We start from the raw sequence: 16,095 nt of genomic DNA on the forward strand, positions 1-16,095 counted from the left end.
TTATTCTTCCAAACCAACAGATCGTACAAAGCGCATGAAAGCTTCTTGCCCTTCCTTTGTTCGCTTGTAAACTCCCGCGTCTTCCAGCACACGGCTGAAAATTTGTCCGACTGAAGCCTGCACTATTCCTTCCACCGTCTCAGCGGTGACATATGGATTCTGGTCTTTGAGTTGATTGGCCCACTCCTGATGATAGGCCGCGACCTGACAGTCTTCTCCCAGCAAGAAAAGTTCCACCTGCTTGAGTTCTTCCTTGAGCCGAGGCGGCAGAATAGCCAGCCCCATCACCTCAATCAGGCCGATATTTTCTTTCTTAATATGCTGAACATCTCTATGAGGGTGGTAAATGCCGTCTGGATGTTCTGGGGAAGTTTGATTATCCCGCAAAACCAAGTCTAGCTCAAAAGATCCATCTTTCCTGCGGGCAATCGGTGTGATGGTATGGTGAGGCTCACCCTCAGACTCTGCCAACACCTGCACACTTAGATCAGAATAAGTCCGCCAAGCTTGCAAGATCTTGTCAGCCAACTCAATCAGAGACTCCTTCTTCTCAGATCTCAGCCGAATGACGGACATGGGCCACTTGACAATGCCTGCCTCTACCTCATCAAATCCGCTAAAAGTAAAGTTGCAATCCAGCTCTGCTATTTCCATAGGGAAGGTATGACGTCCGCCCTGATAGTGGTCGTGCGTCAGGATGGAGCCGCCGACAATCGGCAGGTCGGCATTGGATCCAGCGAAATATCCTGGAAAGGTCTCGACGATGTCCAGCAGGCGCTCAAAGGTCAGCCGGCTAATGGCCATAGGAAGGTGCTGGCTGTGCAGAAAGATGCAGTGTTCATTAAAATAAGCATAGGGCGAATACTGGAAGCCCCACTCCTGTCCAGCCAAATCAAATCGAATAATCCGATGGTTGGCTCGGGCTGGGTGGTCCAAGCGGCCTTGGTAACCTTCATTTTCCATGCAGAGCTGGCAGGCTGGATAATGCCTGTTCTTAGCCTTTTTAGCTGCCGCAATTTCCTTGGGATCCTTTTCTGGCTTAGAGAGATTGATGGTGATTTCCAAATCTCCGTATTCAGTTGGCGCTTTGAAAGCAATGTTTTTAGCAATGGCCTTGACCTTGATGTAGTCGTTCTTTTTACTAAGCTGGTAAAAATCAGCCACAGCTTGCTCAGGATTGGAGCCATAAGTTGTCCAGAAGTCCCGATTGAGCTGACTAGGGGCTGGTGTGATGAAGTTCATAAGCTCAGCACCAAGGATTTCACGCGCAGTCTGACTATCCTCAATCGTCTCTAATCTAACTGCCTCCTCAACCAGCTGGTCCTTGAGGTCAATCAAGTCATCCAACTTAGTCTCAACTTCTAAAACACCATCTCCCACTCGTGCCAAAACACGATTGGTCAGGTAGATTCGATCCATTTCCTCAAATGAACTTTCAGAAATGACTTTTGTGATAAATGCATCTAGAACTCCCTGACTCATTGATTCTCCTTCTTACATTCTAAATAGTCTCTGACAGCGTCTAAATCCTGAAAAACTTGTTCTGTTTTATTTAAGAAAGACTGCGCTGGTATTTTTAAGTCTGGAATACAAATGACTGGTATCCCAGCCCTATACGCTGCCTCAATCCCTGCTTCACTATCCTCTAATACTAAGCAATTCTCTGGTAAAACATTCAAATCACTGCAGGCCTTTAAAAATATATCAGGGTAAGGTTTGCTTCGCTTTACATCTTTTGCAAAAACTAGATGATCAAATAGAGCCAGTATACCATTGCTATCCAAGATCATTCTCGCTCGAGATTCAATACTTGAAGTTGCTAAGGCGATTGGAATACCTTCTCTTTGCAAAAAAGCAAGCAAATTTTTAGCACCTTTTTTTAAATTTACACCTTTGGCTAATATTCGAGCTTCCAGTTCATAAACTTTTTCCAAGGTTTGGTCAAAGTTCCAAGGTAAATCATAGGTATCCAAAAATCGTTGAACATTCTCCTCTTCCCTATGTCCACTGTATTCTCTAGAATATGTTTCTTCTGTGAAAGGAATTCCAAAATCTTCAAGCAATTCTTGATAAACTTTTAGAGAAATGATCTCAGTATCAGCTAATAAGCCATCTAAATCAAATATTACAGCGTCCATTTACTTCTCTCCTAGTCTAAAACTCGACTGCCACCTGCAACTTCAGCGATATAGAAGCTTGGAGCATATCCAACGACTTCCTCGTAGTGCTTGCCTACAGCTTCCTTAAAGGCCTCAACAGCATCTTTTCGCACCAAAGCAATGGCACAGCCACCAAAGCCTGCTCCGGTCATACGGGCTCCCAGAACACCTTTTTGCTCCCAGGCCGTGTGAACCAAGGTGTCCAGCTCTAGACCAGTCACTTCATAGTCATGCTCCAACGAAACGTGGGAAGCATTCATGAGACGGCCGAACTTGTCAAGATCGCCTGCCTGCAAAGCTGCCCGCGCTTGCAAAGTGCGCTGATTTTCCAAAACAGCATGGCGAGCCCGTTTGAGGCGATTTTCGTCCTCTATCAGATAGCTATACTCGTCAAAGGACCACTCGTCCAACTCACCCAAGGTTGCGATAGATAGCTTGCGGTTCAGTTCTTCAACAGCTTTTTCGCACTCCGCCCGACGCTCATTGTACTTAGAGTCCGCCAACTCACGCCGCTTGTTGGTATTCATAATCACTACAACATTATCCTTGAGATCAAGCGGCACCAAGTCATACTCCAATGTATTGGTGTCTAGGTAAATAGCCCGCTGGTCAGCGCCCATTCCGATAGCAAACTGGTCCATAATACCAGAATTAACCCCGATAAATTCATTCTCAGTTAATTTACCAATTTTCACTAGATCCAGACGTTCCAACTGCAAATCAAAGAGTTTCTCAGCAATGACACCCGTCAAAAGCTCTAGCGATGCAGAAGATGATAAGCCAGAACCATTTGGAATATTTCCATAAACATAGACATCCATGCCTCGGTCAATCTTATGGCCAGCCTCCTGCAGAAAATGCAGAACTCCTTTTGGATAGTTGGTCCAGTTATGCTCAGGCTCAAAGTGCAGGTTTTCCAGCGGCACTTCAATAATCCCTTTTTCTTCAAAATTCCCTGAGAAGAATCGCAAGAGCTGGTCGTCCCGCTTGCGAGCCGCTCCATAAGTTCCAAGAGAAATGGCTGCAGGAAAGACATGGCCACCGTTATAGTCCGTATGCTCACCAATCAGATTGATCCGACCGGGTGAAAAGAAAGTGTGGTCCGCTTCTACTCCAAAAACCTTGGCAAAATCTGCGCGGATTTGCTCTACTGAAAGTACGTTTGACATAAACTAAACTCCTTTAAAATGATGATCGATATTGTAATCGTTTTCTTAATTTCATTATAACTGTTTCCGAGTGAAACTTCAATAAATTTAGTAAAATTTTACTAATTTTATAGATAGATTTTTTTAAAAATCCAAACAGTAATCTGTCTGGAGTATTTTATAAGGAGCAATAGATTAGAAAATATTGTCTTCAGTCTCAACATCAAAGTAATGCGCCTTATTTAGATCGAAGCCAAGTTTAATACTGCTTCCGGTATTCATATGATCACGTGCATCAACTTTGGCAACAAACTCACTGCCACCAACCGCACAGTAGAGGTGAGACTCCGCTCCAAGCAACTCAGAAACAGAAATCTTCGCAGTTAGAACCGACTCAGGGAAGGTTTCCAGAAAGGCTGGTTCCATGTTGATATCTTCCGGACGAATACCCAGAATAACTTTCTTGCCTTGATAGCCTTTTTCTTTGAGCCCCTTAAGGCTGCCTTCTGGTACTTTGAGGCTAAAGTCACCGTTCAGTCCGACCAGGCGATCGCCTTCTACAGTTACTTCGAAGAAGTTCATAGCTGGGCTACCAATGAAGCCAGCAACAAACTTATTTGCCGGATGTTTGTAGACTTCCTGCGGCGTACCAATCTGCTCCACCCGTCCAATCGTTCCAGTTCCAGCAGGATTCTTGGTCGCTGACATGATAACAATCCGGTCAGCCAGAGTCATAGCTTCAGTCTGGTCGTGGGTAACATAGATAGTTGTTGCACCGATACGGCGGTGAATCTTGGCAATCTCCGCCCGCATAGAAACACGCAGCTTCGCATCCAAGTTAGACAAAGGCTCATCCATAAGGAAAACCTTTGCATCCCGAACAATAGCGCGTCCCATTGCTACCCGCTGACGCTGACCACCAGACAAATCAGCTGGCTTACGTTGCAAGAATTCCTTCAAGCCTAGGATTTCTGCTGCTTCATTGACCCGTTTTTCAATATCTTCCTTGCTGTACTTGCGCAGCTTGAGGCCAAAAGCCATATTGTCGTAGACAGTCATGTGCGGATAAAGGGCATAGTTCTGGAAGACCATAGCGATGTCACGGTCTTTTGGTGCCACATCATTGACCACCGTACAGTCAATAGAGGCAGTTCCTTCTGTGATGTCTTCAAGACCCGCAATCATACGCAGCGTAGTTGATTTTCCACAACCAGACGGACCAACAAAGACGATAAATTCCTTGTCCTTGATATCTAGATTGAAGTCTTCCACCGAATAGTGGTCGCTGTTGGGATATTTTTTATAGATATTTTTCAGATTTAATTCTACCATTCTTCTTCTCTTTTCTTATCTCTATTCAAAAGTGATAGCTTGGCAATTTTCACTCGCGCTATATGTCAATTCTTTGAGGTTGATAACTACTTGAGCAGTGACTGACTTATCTGCATTGCTACGGACAATCCGGAGGCTATTTTCATCCAATAGATTGACTTCAATAGTGCCATCTAGGTCAAAGGCAGCAGACTGGTTTCGGTAACTGAAAAGCTTGAGCAAGGCTTGCACAACTGGACGCTTGACTTCTTCAGCAATCTCCTCATTACTGTAATAATGACGGTTGATATTGCGGCCTTCCTTAGTGTTTTCTAGCAGTTCAAGGTCATTTTTCCCAGCTAAGAAACCAACATAATAGACCTGTGGAATCCCTGGAGCAAAAGCCTGAATCAGACGACTAATGAAGTACTTCTTGTCGTCATCGCCCAGGGCTGAGTAGTAAGTCGAGTTAATCTGGTAAATGTCCAGATTATTGTACTCAGCTGAGGAATACTTACGCTTGACATTGGCCCCGACCTTATATAGTTCATTGGTCGCAAAGTCAATTTCTTCATCAGTCAGAATATCCTTAACATCAACAACCCCAATACCATCGTGAGTGTCCAGTGTTGTGAATTGCTTCATAGGACTCATTTCAAGCCACTTGACTAGACGCTCTGCTTTACCACTGTATAGAGAATAAAGAGTTACCATCGGTAGCGCAAAATCATAGACAAAGTAGCCATGCTCTGCAATCTTGAACTGTATAGAATAATGCTCATGAATTTCTGGTAAAATATCCGTCCCAAAATCAGCCGCTTGCTGCTGGACTTTTTCTAAGAGATCCCAGATTTCTGGCTCAACAAAGAAATCATTGGTATCTAACTTTTTGACTGCATAGGCAAATGCATCTAAACGAATCAGATCACAGCCATGCTCTGACAGTTGACGCAATGTTTTCTTGATAAAATCATTAGTTACCTGACTGCGAACATCTAGATCAATCTGCTCTTCACCAAAGGTGTTCCACAAATACTCAGTGCTTCCATCTGCAAAGACAATTTCCTGCTTAGGCGCCCGATCCTTACGCTTATAAATCAAATCAACATCAGATTGCGTCGGACGATTTTCTGGCCAAAACTTATCCCAGCTGAGAAAGAGGTCACGATACTCACTCTGATCCTTCTTTTCCTGAAAATCCTTATAATACTTGGACTGGCGTGAGATGTGGTTGATCATAAAGTCAAACATGAGATAATATTTCTCGCCCAGCTTTTCTACATCCTCCCAGTCACCAAAGGCTGGATCAACCTCTTCATAGTCTACTGGGGCGAATCCCCGGTCACCAGTTGATGGGAAGAAAGGAAGCAAATGCACTCCTCCAACCGCATCGCCAAAATGCTTTTCTAAATTGTCATATAAATCTTTTAAATTCTCCCCCAGGCTGTCTGAGTAAGTAATCAGCATGGTCTTATTTTGAATAGCCATAGTTTTCTCCTCTAAAATCTTGTCTTATATACTCTTTCCCGTGCGCTGAATAGAACACGCCCTAAGCTCTGTACGAAAAAGATGAATCTTCCACAGGCGTTACAAATTCAGTAGTTTACGGATGTGGTTGCCTTTGTATGCACTGTGAGCTTTTTACAGTCTTTGTATCTTGAGCTTACTTCACTGCCCCATTGCTCATTCCAGCAATAATGTTGCGCTGGAAGATGAGATAGACAATAGTAATGGTGATAATCCCAACAACATAAGAAGCAAAGCTCGGTCCATAATCATTAAAGTATTGACCTGTGTAGTTATATTGGAAGAGTGGCAGAGTCCACATCTTGGAGTCTTTATTGAGTACCAAGAGAGGAAGCATGAAATCATTCCAGAACCAGAGAGCATTGATAATCATGGTTGTCGCATGCATGGGTTTCATCATAGGAAAGATAATCTTGAAATAAGTTGTAAACTTTCCAGCACCGTCAATTTCTGCTGCCTCATCCAGACTGTCTGGAATGGAAATCTTAATGTAACCTACATAGAGAAAGAGAGTCTGTGGAACAGCGTAAGCCAGATAGAGGATAATTAATCCCCAAGTGTTGGCTAGTCCTAGCTTACTCATCATAACTGTAATAGGAATCATGATAACTTGAAAAGGAACGAAAATCCCCAAAATCAAAAGCGTATACATAATACCAAAAGCTTTTTTCTTAGACATATTACGAGCGATAGAGTAAGCAGCCATGGGAATAAAAATCATGACAACAGCTAAAGATAGAACCGTGATTACAATTGAATTCCAATAGTAGCCTCCGATACCATCAGCCAAAAGGCGTTGGAAATTTTCCAAAGTCGGTTGAGTCGGAAATCCGAAAAAATTATTAACGATGTCTTTGGTAGACTTAAAGGAACTGAATATCGTTGCTAAGAGTGGAATTAAAATGATAATAGATCCCAGTGTTAGCAAAATATATTTACTAAAATTAGCTTTTCTTTCTGCATTTTTCATCGGGCTTCTCCTCTTAGATTTCAAATTTCTTAGATACTCTCAACTGGATAATAGAAATAACCGCAATCAAGAAAAACAAGATAACAGCAATGGCATTGGCATAACCAAATTGATTGCTCTTAAAAGCATAGTTGTATACCAGAAGTCCTAGAGAGGTGGTCGCATTATTCGGACCGCCGCCTGTCATGGCAAAGACTTGGTCAAATGCTGTCAAACCGCCTTTTAGAGCCAAGATAAAGACCATGGAAACACTTGGTAGGAGATAAGGAAGTTCCACCTTCCAAAAAATTTGTTTGCTGCTAGCTCCATCAATTCGAGCTGCTTCAGTAATCTCAGTCGGGATAGACTGAAGACCAGCTAAGAAGATGATAATAGGCATAGCTACCCCTTGCCAAAGCAAGACGAAGATTGCTGCAAAGATTGCACCGCCATTCGTTCCTAGAAGGCTGGTTTTAAGAAATTCAATTCCTAAGACATTCCCTATAGCTGGCAATCCGTAGTTGAAAAGTTGCTTAAAGATAAGAGCCACGGTCAATCCAGATAGAACAGCAGGGAAGAAAAACCAAGCTCGGAAGAAAGTTTTCCCCTTTATCTTCGAGTTGAGAGCTCGTGCTATCCAGATTCCCAGCATAATCTCACCAACCACCATACAAATAGTAATGATCAATGTAAAGCCTATCGCGTTCATAAACTTAGGATCGTTCATGAGAAGCATAAAGTTATTAAGTCCGACAAACTTATAATTATAGGTCAAACCAGTCCAGTTTGTCAGGCTGTAGAAGGCACCTTGAAACATGGGCACATAGAAGAATACAGCCTGTAGTACAAGGGGAACAAGGACAAAGAGCCAGCCCCAATATTTCTCAATCAATTTTTTCATAGTAGATCTACTCCTACTCTACGTCTGCTTTCATCGGATTGAAGAAGGCATTTAGTGCTTTCGCCATATCCTCTTTGTTTCCAGTTGTAATATAATTCCCAGTCAAGGTATAAAAATCACTTTCACTGGTCCAGTCTTGAGCTAGCCAAACGAGGTGTCGGTCTGTAAATGCTAGTTCAGCAAGACCGGCTAGCGGTGCATCTGACCCAGCTTCCTTGACACCTTCAATAGCTGTTGGCGAGCCGTCCACATCATAATATTTCTGCATAACTTCTGGACGTGACATATATTCAACAAAAGCATTGGCTTCTTTCTTGTGCTTACTACTTGAAGAGATAGACCAAGCTAGGTCTCCTGCTCCAATGGTCAAGCTTTGTCCTTTTTGCTTTCCAGGGAAAGGGAACGTTCCAACATTAAACTTAGGATCTTGCGCATTGATTGCTGTGATAGCCCAAGAGCCATTTGGAGTCATCAGGGCATCGCCTCTAGCAAAGGCACCGACAACATCAGTATAGCCTGCTCCCTGCCAGTTGGTCTGCATGGCACCTTTTTTGCGGAATAAATCTAACAACCTGAAATCATCTTTAAGCACTGAATCTGAAGACTTGATGGCATTTGGCTTGGAAAAACGTAGGTAATCATTCGCTTCCTTACCGCCACCTGTAGAAGTGGCAAGAGCCAACTGATGATAACCATTCAAGGTCCAAGTATCTGCTCCTGCAATGGCAAAAGGCGTCTCCCCTTTTGCTATAATCGTATCAACTAATTCCTCAAATTCCTCCCAAGTCTCTGGAACTTTCAATCCCAGTTCTTTAAATTTATCCTTGTTGTAATAGATACCATAAGCATTAGCAGTATAAGGGATATTGTAAATCTTTCCATCTATCGCATATTTATCTGCGTAATGATTCTTAACTCGCTTAATATAGTCTTTGTCAGATAAATCTTCAAAGTACCCAGCCTTAGCCCATTCTTGCAATTCAATAGACTGGGGATAGATATTGACAACATCAGGAACATCTCCAGCCAGAACGCGAGTTTTGAGTACTTCCCCAGCGTTAGGGACATTCACCACTTTCACATGCACATTCGGATTTTCTTTTTCAAAGTCTTTGGCAATCTCACGAAGGGTATCAACCATTTCACCCTTCTGATTGAAATACTCAATCGTTACCTTACCATCTGCCGATTCCCCTTGGCTGCTGCAAGCTGACAGCCCCAAAAGGGACAGTCCTGTAATAGCAGCTAAGCTCATCTTTTTATACCATTTCATGGTCTAGCCTCCTTATTTTTTAATAAAATGCAACTGTCTGCTAAGATAATCTCCTTGCGGAAGATTCATAGTGATACCAGCATACATGAGTTCTGCACCTGAGTAAACTGCGCCATTTTCCTGCAGCTCATAAAGTCCTTCTTCCTCTAAGTCTTTTAGTTTCAAGGTTGTTTCCATCGTTTCCACAACTGATAAGACTCGGACATAGGTTACAATCGTTTGATTTCCATAGTTAAATTGAACTGCTGCTTCATTGGAGCCAACATCTGGATTGATTAGCCTATACTGACGCCCTAACTGGACCACTGGCCGTAATTCTTTATACAACTTCACCTGGTCAGCAATCGCAGCTTTCTCTTCATCTGATAGACTAGTCAAATCAAGCTCATACCCCAGATTTCCCATCATAGCAACATGACCACGTGTTGCTAGTGGAGTAATCCGTCCCATCTGATGATTAGGCACTGCCGACACATGGGCACCCATTGAAATAGTCGGATAAAGATAAGAAGACCCATATTGGATTGGCAAACGAGCTATGGCATCGGTATTGTCACTAGCCCAAACTTGAGGAAAATACCGCATCATACCAAGATCATTTCGTCCACCACCACCTGAGCAGGACTCAAATAAAATGTTCTCATATTTCTCTGTCAAAAATTTTACAATTTCATAAAGCCCCAAGATATACTTATGCGACTGCATTTTGGTCTCCAGATAGTTAGTGCCATTCCCAAGATTGGTAATATTACGATTCATATCCCATTTTATGTAGTCAATATCGTGCTGACTCAACAGCTGATCCAGTGTTTCTTTGATATAGGCTACCACATCTGGATTAGCATAATCCAATACGAGTTGATTGCGAGAGTACGTATGATCCCGATCAGGCACTTGAACAGCCCAGTCTGGATGTGCCCGATAAAGCTGACTGTCTACGGAAATCATTTCTGGCTCAACCCATAAACCAAATTGCAATCCTCTGCTATGAACTTCTGATATGAGCTCCGTCAAACTGCCGCCTAGCTTATCTTCATTGACAAACCAGTCACCCAGAGCCCGATTGTCATCAAAACGGTTGCCAAACCAGCCATCATCGAGAACAAAGAGCTCAATACCAACTTTCTGCGCCTCATCTGCTAACTCTAGCAACTTCTCTTTTTTGAAATCAAAGTAAGTTGCTTCCCAGTTATTGATTAAAATTGGCCGCTCTCGCTTCGCAAATGCTTTAGGAATGATATGCTCTTGAACAAAAGCTTGGCTCTCATGACTAAGACCAGTCAAACCCTGAGCCGAATAATTCAACAGAGCAACAGGACTATAGAAAGTCTGCCCCGCTTCCAGTTTCCAAGCAAAGTTATCTTCATTGATACCAATACCTAGCCGAACTTCATTCAACTGATTTTGCTGAATCCAAGCTTCAAAGTTTCCGCTATAAAGGAGCTGAATTGCCCAAACTTGACCAGCCTCTTCCGTCGTTTCACTATCACAAAGGATAAGGCTCGGAGTCTGCGCGTGACCAGAAGCTCCTCGGTTGGAAGCTATTTTGAAAATTCCTTGTTCTAACTTGTGACGACGAACTGTTTTCTCCCTAGCATAAGCTCCCTGTAAACTAATTACATCATAAGTCCCTGCCGGCAAATCTGCCATTAAGCTCAAGTTCTTATGTATGATTGCTGTCTCTCTACCGATATTTTCCAGCTTAGTAAAGGTTGCAATGGTATTGCTATCTTCAAAAGCTGTGTAATAGAGAGTGAGGCGTAAGTGAGCTACTGCATCCTCTAAAATAAAAGCCAGTGTTTCTGCATCTTCTGTACTGTGAGGGCTAGGCAGTCCTGGAACTTCCAAACCTCCCTTAATCAGCTGACTCTCAACAAACCGAAAATCTGTTACTTCATTATTAGCATGTTGGACTTGCAGAGAAGGTTGCCGAAAGTCTCCTAAACCATGCTGACCCAAAACCTGCCGCTGGGTATCTAAGCTAAAACTCCGATCATTCAACCTCGGATTACCAGAAAATGCATGATCTCGCTCAAATACTGTATTGGAAAAATGATAGGATTCGATTTTTCTGCCTAAGTGTTTAAGCAAAAGGTAGCCATCCCTTTCCTCAATGATAAGACTGGAATTTTTTGTATTGATGTAGAATAGATGTTTGTCTATTTTGATTGTCATTTTTGAACCTCCATATTTACTAATATTTTACCTTTTGAAATCGCTTCCTAAAATAGAATTATGTTAGGAAAATATGGTAAAATGTTAGGTAACAATAAAAATTACAATATTATTTCTAAAGTATGGAGATGTAAAAAGTATGCTTATATTTTCAGAATACCAGACGGGAACAATTGATTTATTATTAGACTTTTACGGCTATGAGGATTGCCAGCCAAACTATTCTTTCGGGCCTGCTATTCGTGACGGATTCGTCCTTCATTTTATTACAAAAGGCAAAGGAGTCTTTCACTATAAAGGGGAACAAATTTTCCTGAAAGCTGGAGATTTATTCCTACTAAAACCAAACGAACTAACTTACTATAAGGCAGATTCTGAAGATCCTTGGTCCTATTATTGGCTCGGAATTAGTGGAACAAAGGTTTCAGATTATTTTAACTTATCAGAAATTGGCAAAACAGGTTTTCTAAGAAATTCAAGTACTACTACTACTGATAGTTTAGGAAAGTTTATTATAGATATTATTCAAGAGGCTGAACATTCCCAATCTACCATGCTAAGTCATTTACAACTTCTCGCCATGCTCTATGAACTACTATTTAAATTGGGGAAGCTCGCACCAAACCAACAGCTCCTAAAACAACAAAATTCCACTTATCAGTTGTATTTAGATACTAAACGTATTCTAGAAACTCGCTATCCGCTTGAACAACTGAGCATCCAAGGTATTGCTAATGAACTAAATGTCAATCGCAGCTATTTGACAACTATTTTTAAAGAATACAATGGACTCTCTCCCAAAGAGTATCTGCATTATATACGTATGCATCGAGGAAAACAACTTCTAGAAACTACTACTCAACCAATTAAATTTATTGCCTATTCGGTTGGTTTTTCTGACCCGCTTTATTTTTCAAAAACTTTCAAAAAATATTTCAACTGTTCACCAAGCCAAATGCGAAATATTTACTAAATTCCTCTTTGTTATTTACTTGTATTTGAGGTATAATAGCCCATATAAGACAATAGGAGAAAAAAATGGCTACGATTAAGGATATTGCCCAAGCTGCTGGGGTCTCTCCCGCTACGGTCTCTCGCGTACTCAACTACGACCCAGGCATGTCAGTCAGTGATGGCACTCGTAAAAAGATTTTTGACATCGCTGAGCAGCTGAACTATAAAAAATCAAGAAAAAGGAAGCCAAGCAAGACTCAGGCCTACCGTATCGGCCTCATCGAATGGTACACTGAGCAGGAAGAGCTCGATGACCTTTACTACTACTCTATTCGCTTGGGTATTGAAAAAAAAGCCCAAGAATTGGGCTATGAGATTCTCAGAGTGTTTCAAAATGATTCTCTTGATCAATTGAAAGACATTGATGGCTTGATTGCCATCGGTAAATTCAGCCCAGCTCAAATTCAGCAGCTGGAGCAGTACAGCAGCCACTTAGTTTTTGTCGATAGTGATACGCTTAATGCAGGCCACAGCTGTGTGACGATTGATTTTGAGAATGCTGTACAGAAGGTTCTTGAGCACTTCATGAACGCTGGTTTTGACCAGATTGGCATGATTGCCGGGCAAGAAAGAACCTCTGATCAGACTAGCCTCATCAGCGACCCTCGTTTGGCAAGCTTTCAGCAGTATCTGTCTGAAAAAGAAATTTATCAACCTGACTTGGTTAAGGTAGGCAGCTTTTCTCCGGAATCAGGCTATCAGATGATGACAGAGCTCCTTAGCGAGCACGAGAACCAGCTCCCGCCCGCCTTCTTCATCTCTAGCGATGCTTTGGCTATCGGTGCCTTGCGAGCTCTGCAAGAACACGGAATCCAAGTTCCCCAAGATGTCAGCATTATTTCATTTAATGATACGTCTATTGCTAAGTACATCTATCCCAGTCTCAGTACGGTCACCGTTTTTACAGAAGAAATGGGCAAGCAGGCTCTGCATATTCTGAATCAAAGTGTAACATCCGAAGAGGATTCCATTCCCTATATGGTCAAACTTTCTACCAAACTGACCATTCGAGAAAGCAGTATTTAACAGAGAAAGAACGAATGAAAACTTACGAACAATTATTTACCATTCTCAGCCAAGCTGACGATTATGTCAATGGAGAAAGTCTGGCCCAGACATTGGGTATTTCCAGAACTTCCATTTGGAAGGCCATTCAACGATTGGAAAAAGAAGGAATCCAGATTGATTCCATTAAAAATCGCGGCTATAAGCTCAAAGTAGGGGATTTACTAATCCCAGAAATCATTGAAAAAGAGGCACCCATCAAAGTTTCCTTCAACCACAACTGCCAATCTACTCAGATAGATGCCAAAGCAGGTCTGGAGGCGGGTGGCGAAGCAAATACCCTTTATCTAGCTGCTGCTCAATCCGCTGGTCGCGGTCGCTTCGGCCGAGATTTTTTCTCTCCAAAACAGGGCGGCTTTTACATGTCCCTTCATCTCAAGCCCAACCTGTCTTTTGATCAAATTCCCGCCTATACTCTCCTGACAGCTGGAGCCATCTATCAAGCTGTAAAAAATCTAACTCTCATAGACATAGATATTAAGTGGGTCAACGATATTTACTACAAGGATAAAAAAATCGCAGGTATTTTAACCGAGGCCATTACTTCCGTCGAGACAGGCTTAGTCACAGATATTATTATCGGGGTCGGGTTTAATTTTTGCGTTAATGATTTTCCAGAAGAATTGCAATCTAAGGCTGGATCACTCTTTACTGAGCAGGCTCCTATCAGCAGAAATGAGCTGATTGCTGAAATCTGGAGATGTTTCTACGAAAGCGATCCCCAAGACCTGCTCTATCTTTACAAAAAGCACTCCCTAGTCCTTGGCCGCCAAGTGAGCTTCCAGCAAAATAATCAAACCTATAAGGGAATTGCCAGCGATATCTCGGACAGTGGCCAACTTCTAGTCCAGTTGGAGAACGGCCAAAATATCTGGCTCAACAGCGGGGAAATTTCACTGACTAGCTGGTAGTTTGTATAAAATTGCATTCAAAAAGCACTTGATTTTCGTTTCAAGTGCTTTTCTGTATAGTCTTTCTTCCAGTGTGATGTCGCTATTTAATCCCTAATGCAATCCGAGCATAACGACTCATCTTTTCCACTGTCCAAGCGGGGTACCAAACCAACTTAACATCCGTCTTAGTAACCTCTGGAACATCTGACATGGCATCATAAATCTGGTCAGTCAGAAGATCCGCCAGAGGGCATCCCATAGTGGTCAAGGTCATATCGATTTCCGTTTCCCCAGTGCTCTCGTCAAAACGGATTTCATAGATTAGACCTAGATTGACAATATCAATCCCCAGCTCTGGGTCAATGACCTGCTCCAAGCTCTCCAAAATACGCGTTTTAATCTTTTCAACTTCTTCAGGGCTGTATTTTTTTTCTGACATGCATATCCTCCTTATTAGATATAGCAGAAATTTCAAGTTAGCTCGAGGGGGCCTTTGTTTTCAGCTAGGATTGCCTACTTGACACTTCCTACTGAAAGATTCCTGCCCCTTCTTGCTCTTCACTTCTTAATCTTCGATAAAGTCTCTGAGTGGTTTGCTGCGGCTTGGGTGGCGGAGTTTACGTAGGGCCTTGGCTTCAATCTGGCGAATCCGCTCACGGGTGACATTGAAGACCTTGCCGACATCTTCCAGTGTCCGCATTTTTCCATCGTCCAGACCAAAGCGCAGACGCAAGACATTTTCCTCACGATCTGTCAGCGTATCCAATACTTCATCCAGCTGCTCACGAAGGACGACACGAGTAGTATAGTCGACTGGATTTTCAATCACTTCATCTTCGATAAAGTCTCCCAGATGACTGTCATCTTCCTCACCAATAGGTGTTTCCAATGAAACTGGCTCCTGAGCAATTTTGAGAATCTCACGAACCTTGTCCGGCGTCATATCCATACGCTCAGCGATTTGCTCAGGCGTAGGATCTTGACCTAATTCTTGCAAGAGATTGCGTTGCTCGCGGACCAGCTTGTTAATGGTTTCCACCATATGGACCGGAATCCGAATAGTCCGAGCTTGGTCAGCAATCGCACGGGTAATGGCCTGACGAATCCACCAAGTCGCATAAGTTGAAAACTTAAATCCCTTGGTGTAGTCAAACTTATCAACAGCCTTCATCAGCCCCATATTTCCTTCTTGAATCAAATCAAGGAACTGCATACCACGGCCGACATAGCGCTTGGCAATGGAAACAACTAGACGAAGGTTGGCCTCAGCCAGACGCTGCTTGGCTTCCAAGTCTCCCTGCTCTACCAAAATCGCCAGCTCCTGCTCTTCTTCATTGCTAAGAAGGGGCACAACCCCGATTTCTTTCAGATACATGCGAACTGGGTCATTGACCTTGGCTGAATTGCTACCCAAGAGCTCTTCATCCGTCAGCTCCGCTTCTTCCTCTTCAGTATTCAAGACACGCGCGCTAGGATTTCCTTCCTTATCCGTGATAGAAATTCCCGCATCCTGAATGCGTTGCAGCAAATCCTCAATCCCATCAGCGTCCAAAGTGAAAGGAATGACCAGCTGGTCATTGATTTCATCGTCTGTCGCTACACCTGTCTGCTTATGATTGCGGATAAATTCTGCAATTTGAACATCTAATGTTGTTACTTCTTTTTGTTTTGTAGCCATAC

14 protein-coding genes are annotated in these 16,095 nt (G+C 42.7%); 3 read left to right on the forward strand and 11 right to left on the reverse strand.

The annotated features are described in order from the left end of the window. The 9 genes from galT to D8797_RS05260 all read right to left on the reverse strand — a co-directional run bounded on the left by galT (position 1) and on the right by D8797_RS05260 (position 11,443). Positions 1–1,482: a UDP-glucose--hexose-1-phosphate uridylyltransferase gene (galT, locus tag D8797_RS05220; RefSeq protein WP_125379535.1), complete on the reverse strand. Its 1,482-nt coding sequence runs from the start codon at positions 1,480–1,482 to the stop codon at positions 1–3. Next, positions 1,479–2,138, reverse strand: coding sequence for an HAD family hydrolase (locus tag D8797_RS05225; protein WP_125379536.1), 660 nt, complete (start codon positions 2,136–2,138; stop codon positions 1,479–1,481). Before D8797_RS05225 ends, galT begins: the two co-directional genes overlap by 4 nt. 11 nt (positions 2,139–2,149) lie before the next feature. Then, a complete protein-coding gene (locus tag D8797_RS05230) occupies positions 2,150–3,328 on the reverse strand; it encodes a galactokinase (protein ID WP_125379537.1) in 1,179 nt (392 codons plus the stop codon). 174 nt (positions 3,329–3,502) lie between these two features. Further along, on the reverse strand, positions 3,503–4,639 hold the full coding sequence (locus D8797_RS05235; protein WP_125379538.1) for an ABC transporter ATP-binding protein: 1,137 nt from the start codon (positions 4,637–4,639) through the stop codon (positions 3,503–3,505). Positions 4,640–4,660: 21 nt separating this feature from the next. Continuing rightward, positions 4,661–6,106, reverse strand: a complete 1,446-nt coding sequence (gtfA, locus tag D8797_RS05240; RefSeq protein ID WP_125379539.1) for a sucrose phosphorylase — start codon at positions 6,104–6,106, stop codon at positions 4,661–4,663. 175 nt (positions 6,107–6,281) lie between these two features. After that, positions 6,282–7,115 carry a carbohydrate ABC transporter permease gene (locus tag D8797_RS05245; RefSeq protein WP_002915387.1) on the reverse strand — a complete coding sequence of 278 codons (834 nt, stop codon included), beginning with the start codon at positions 7,113–7,115 and terminating at the stop codon, positions 6,282–6,284. A 13-nt stretch (positions 7,116–7,128) separates the two neighbouring features. After that, on the reverse strand, positions 7,129–7,995 hold the full coding sequence (locus D8797_RS05250; protein ID WP_125379540.1) for a carbohydrate ABC transporter permease: 867 nt from the start codon (positions 7,993–7,995) through the stop codon (positions 7,129–7,131). 13 nt (positions 7,996–8,008) lie between these two features. Beyond that, a complete protein-coding gene (locus tag D8797_RS05255) occupies positions 8,009–9,268 on the reverse strand; it encodes an extracellular solute-binding protein (RefSeq protein ID WP_125379541.1) in 1,260 nt (419 codons plus the stop codon). A 12-nt stretch (positions 9,269–9,280) separates the two neighbouring features. Then, complete coding sequence (locus D8797_RS05260; protein WP_125379542.1) at positions 9,281–11,443, reverse strand: alpha-galactosidase; 2,163 nt, start codon at positions 11,441–11,443, stop codon at positions 9,281–9,283. A gap of 139 nt (positions 11,444–11,582) precedes the next feature. On the opposite strand from D8797_RS05260, the gene D8797_RS05265 reads away from it, so the two are divergent. The 3 genes from D8797_RS05265 to birA all read left to right on the forward strand — a co-directional run bounded on the left by D8797_RS05265 (position 11,583) and on the right by birA (position 14,433). Next, positions 11,583–12,416 (forward strand): AraC family transcriptional regulator, encoded by an 834-nt coding sequence (locus D8797_RS05265; protein ID WP_125379543.1) that lies wholly within the window; start codon positions 11,583–11,585, stop codon positions 12,414–12,416. A gap of 65 nt (positions 12,417–12,481) precedes the next feature. Continuing rightward, a complete protein-coding gene (locus D8797_RS05270) occupies positions 12,482–13,483 on the forward strand; it encodes a LacI family DNA-binding transcriptional regulator (protein ID WP_125379544.1) in 1,002 nt (333 codons plus the stop codon). A gap of 14 nt (positions 13,484–13,497) precedes the next feature. Beyond that, entirely contained in the window at positions 13,498–14,433 is a 936-nt protein-coding gene (gene birA / locus D8797_RS05275) for a bifunctional biotin--[acetyl-CoA-carboxylase] ligase/biotin operon repressor BirA (protein ID WP_125379545.1), read from the forward strand. A gap of 82 nt (positions 14,434–14,515) precedes the next feature. Here birA and D8797_RS05280 read toward each other — a convergent pair whose 3' ends face one another. Together D8797_RS05280 and rpoD are read right to left on the reverse strand one after the other, a co-directional pair. After that, on the reverse strand, positions 14,516–14,854 hold the full coding sequence (locus D8797_RS05280; protein WP_125379546.1) for a metal-sulfur cluster assembly factor: 339 nt from the start codon (positions 14,852–14,854) through the stop codon (positions 14,516–14,518). 126 nt (positions 14,855–14,980) lie between these two features. After that, positions 14,981–16,093 (reverse strand): RNA polymerase sigma factor RpoD, encoded by a 1,113-nt coding sequence (gene rpoD, locus D8797_RS05285; RefSeq protein WP_002895944.1) that lies wholly within the window; start codon positions 16,091–16,093, stop codon positions 14,981–14,983. Positions 16,094–16,095 lie beyond the last annotated feature (2 nt).

Origin of the sequence: Streptococcus cristatus (assembly GCF_003944225.1) — a bacterium.
Lineage (GTDB): Bacteria > Bacillota > Bacilli > Lactobacillales > Streptococcaceae > Streptococcus > Streptococcus cristatus_K.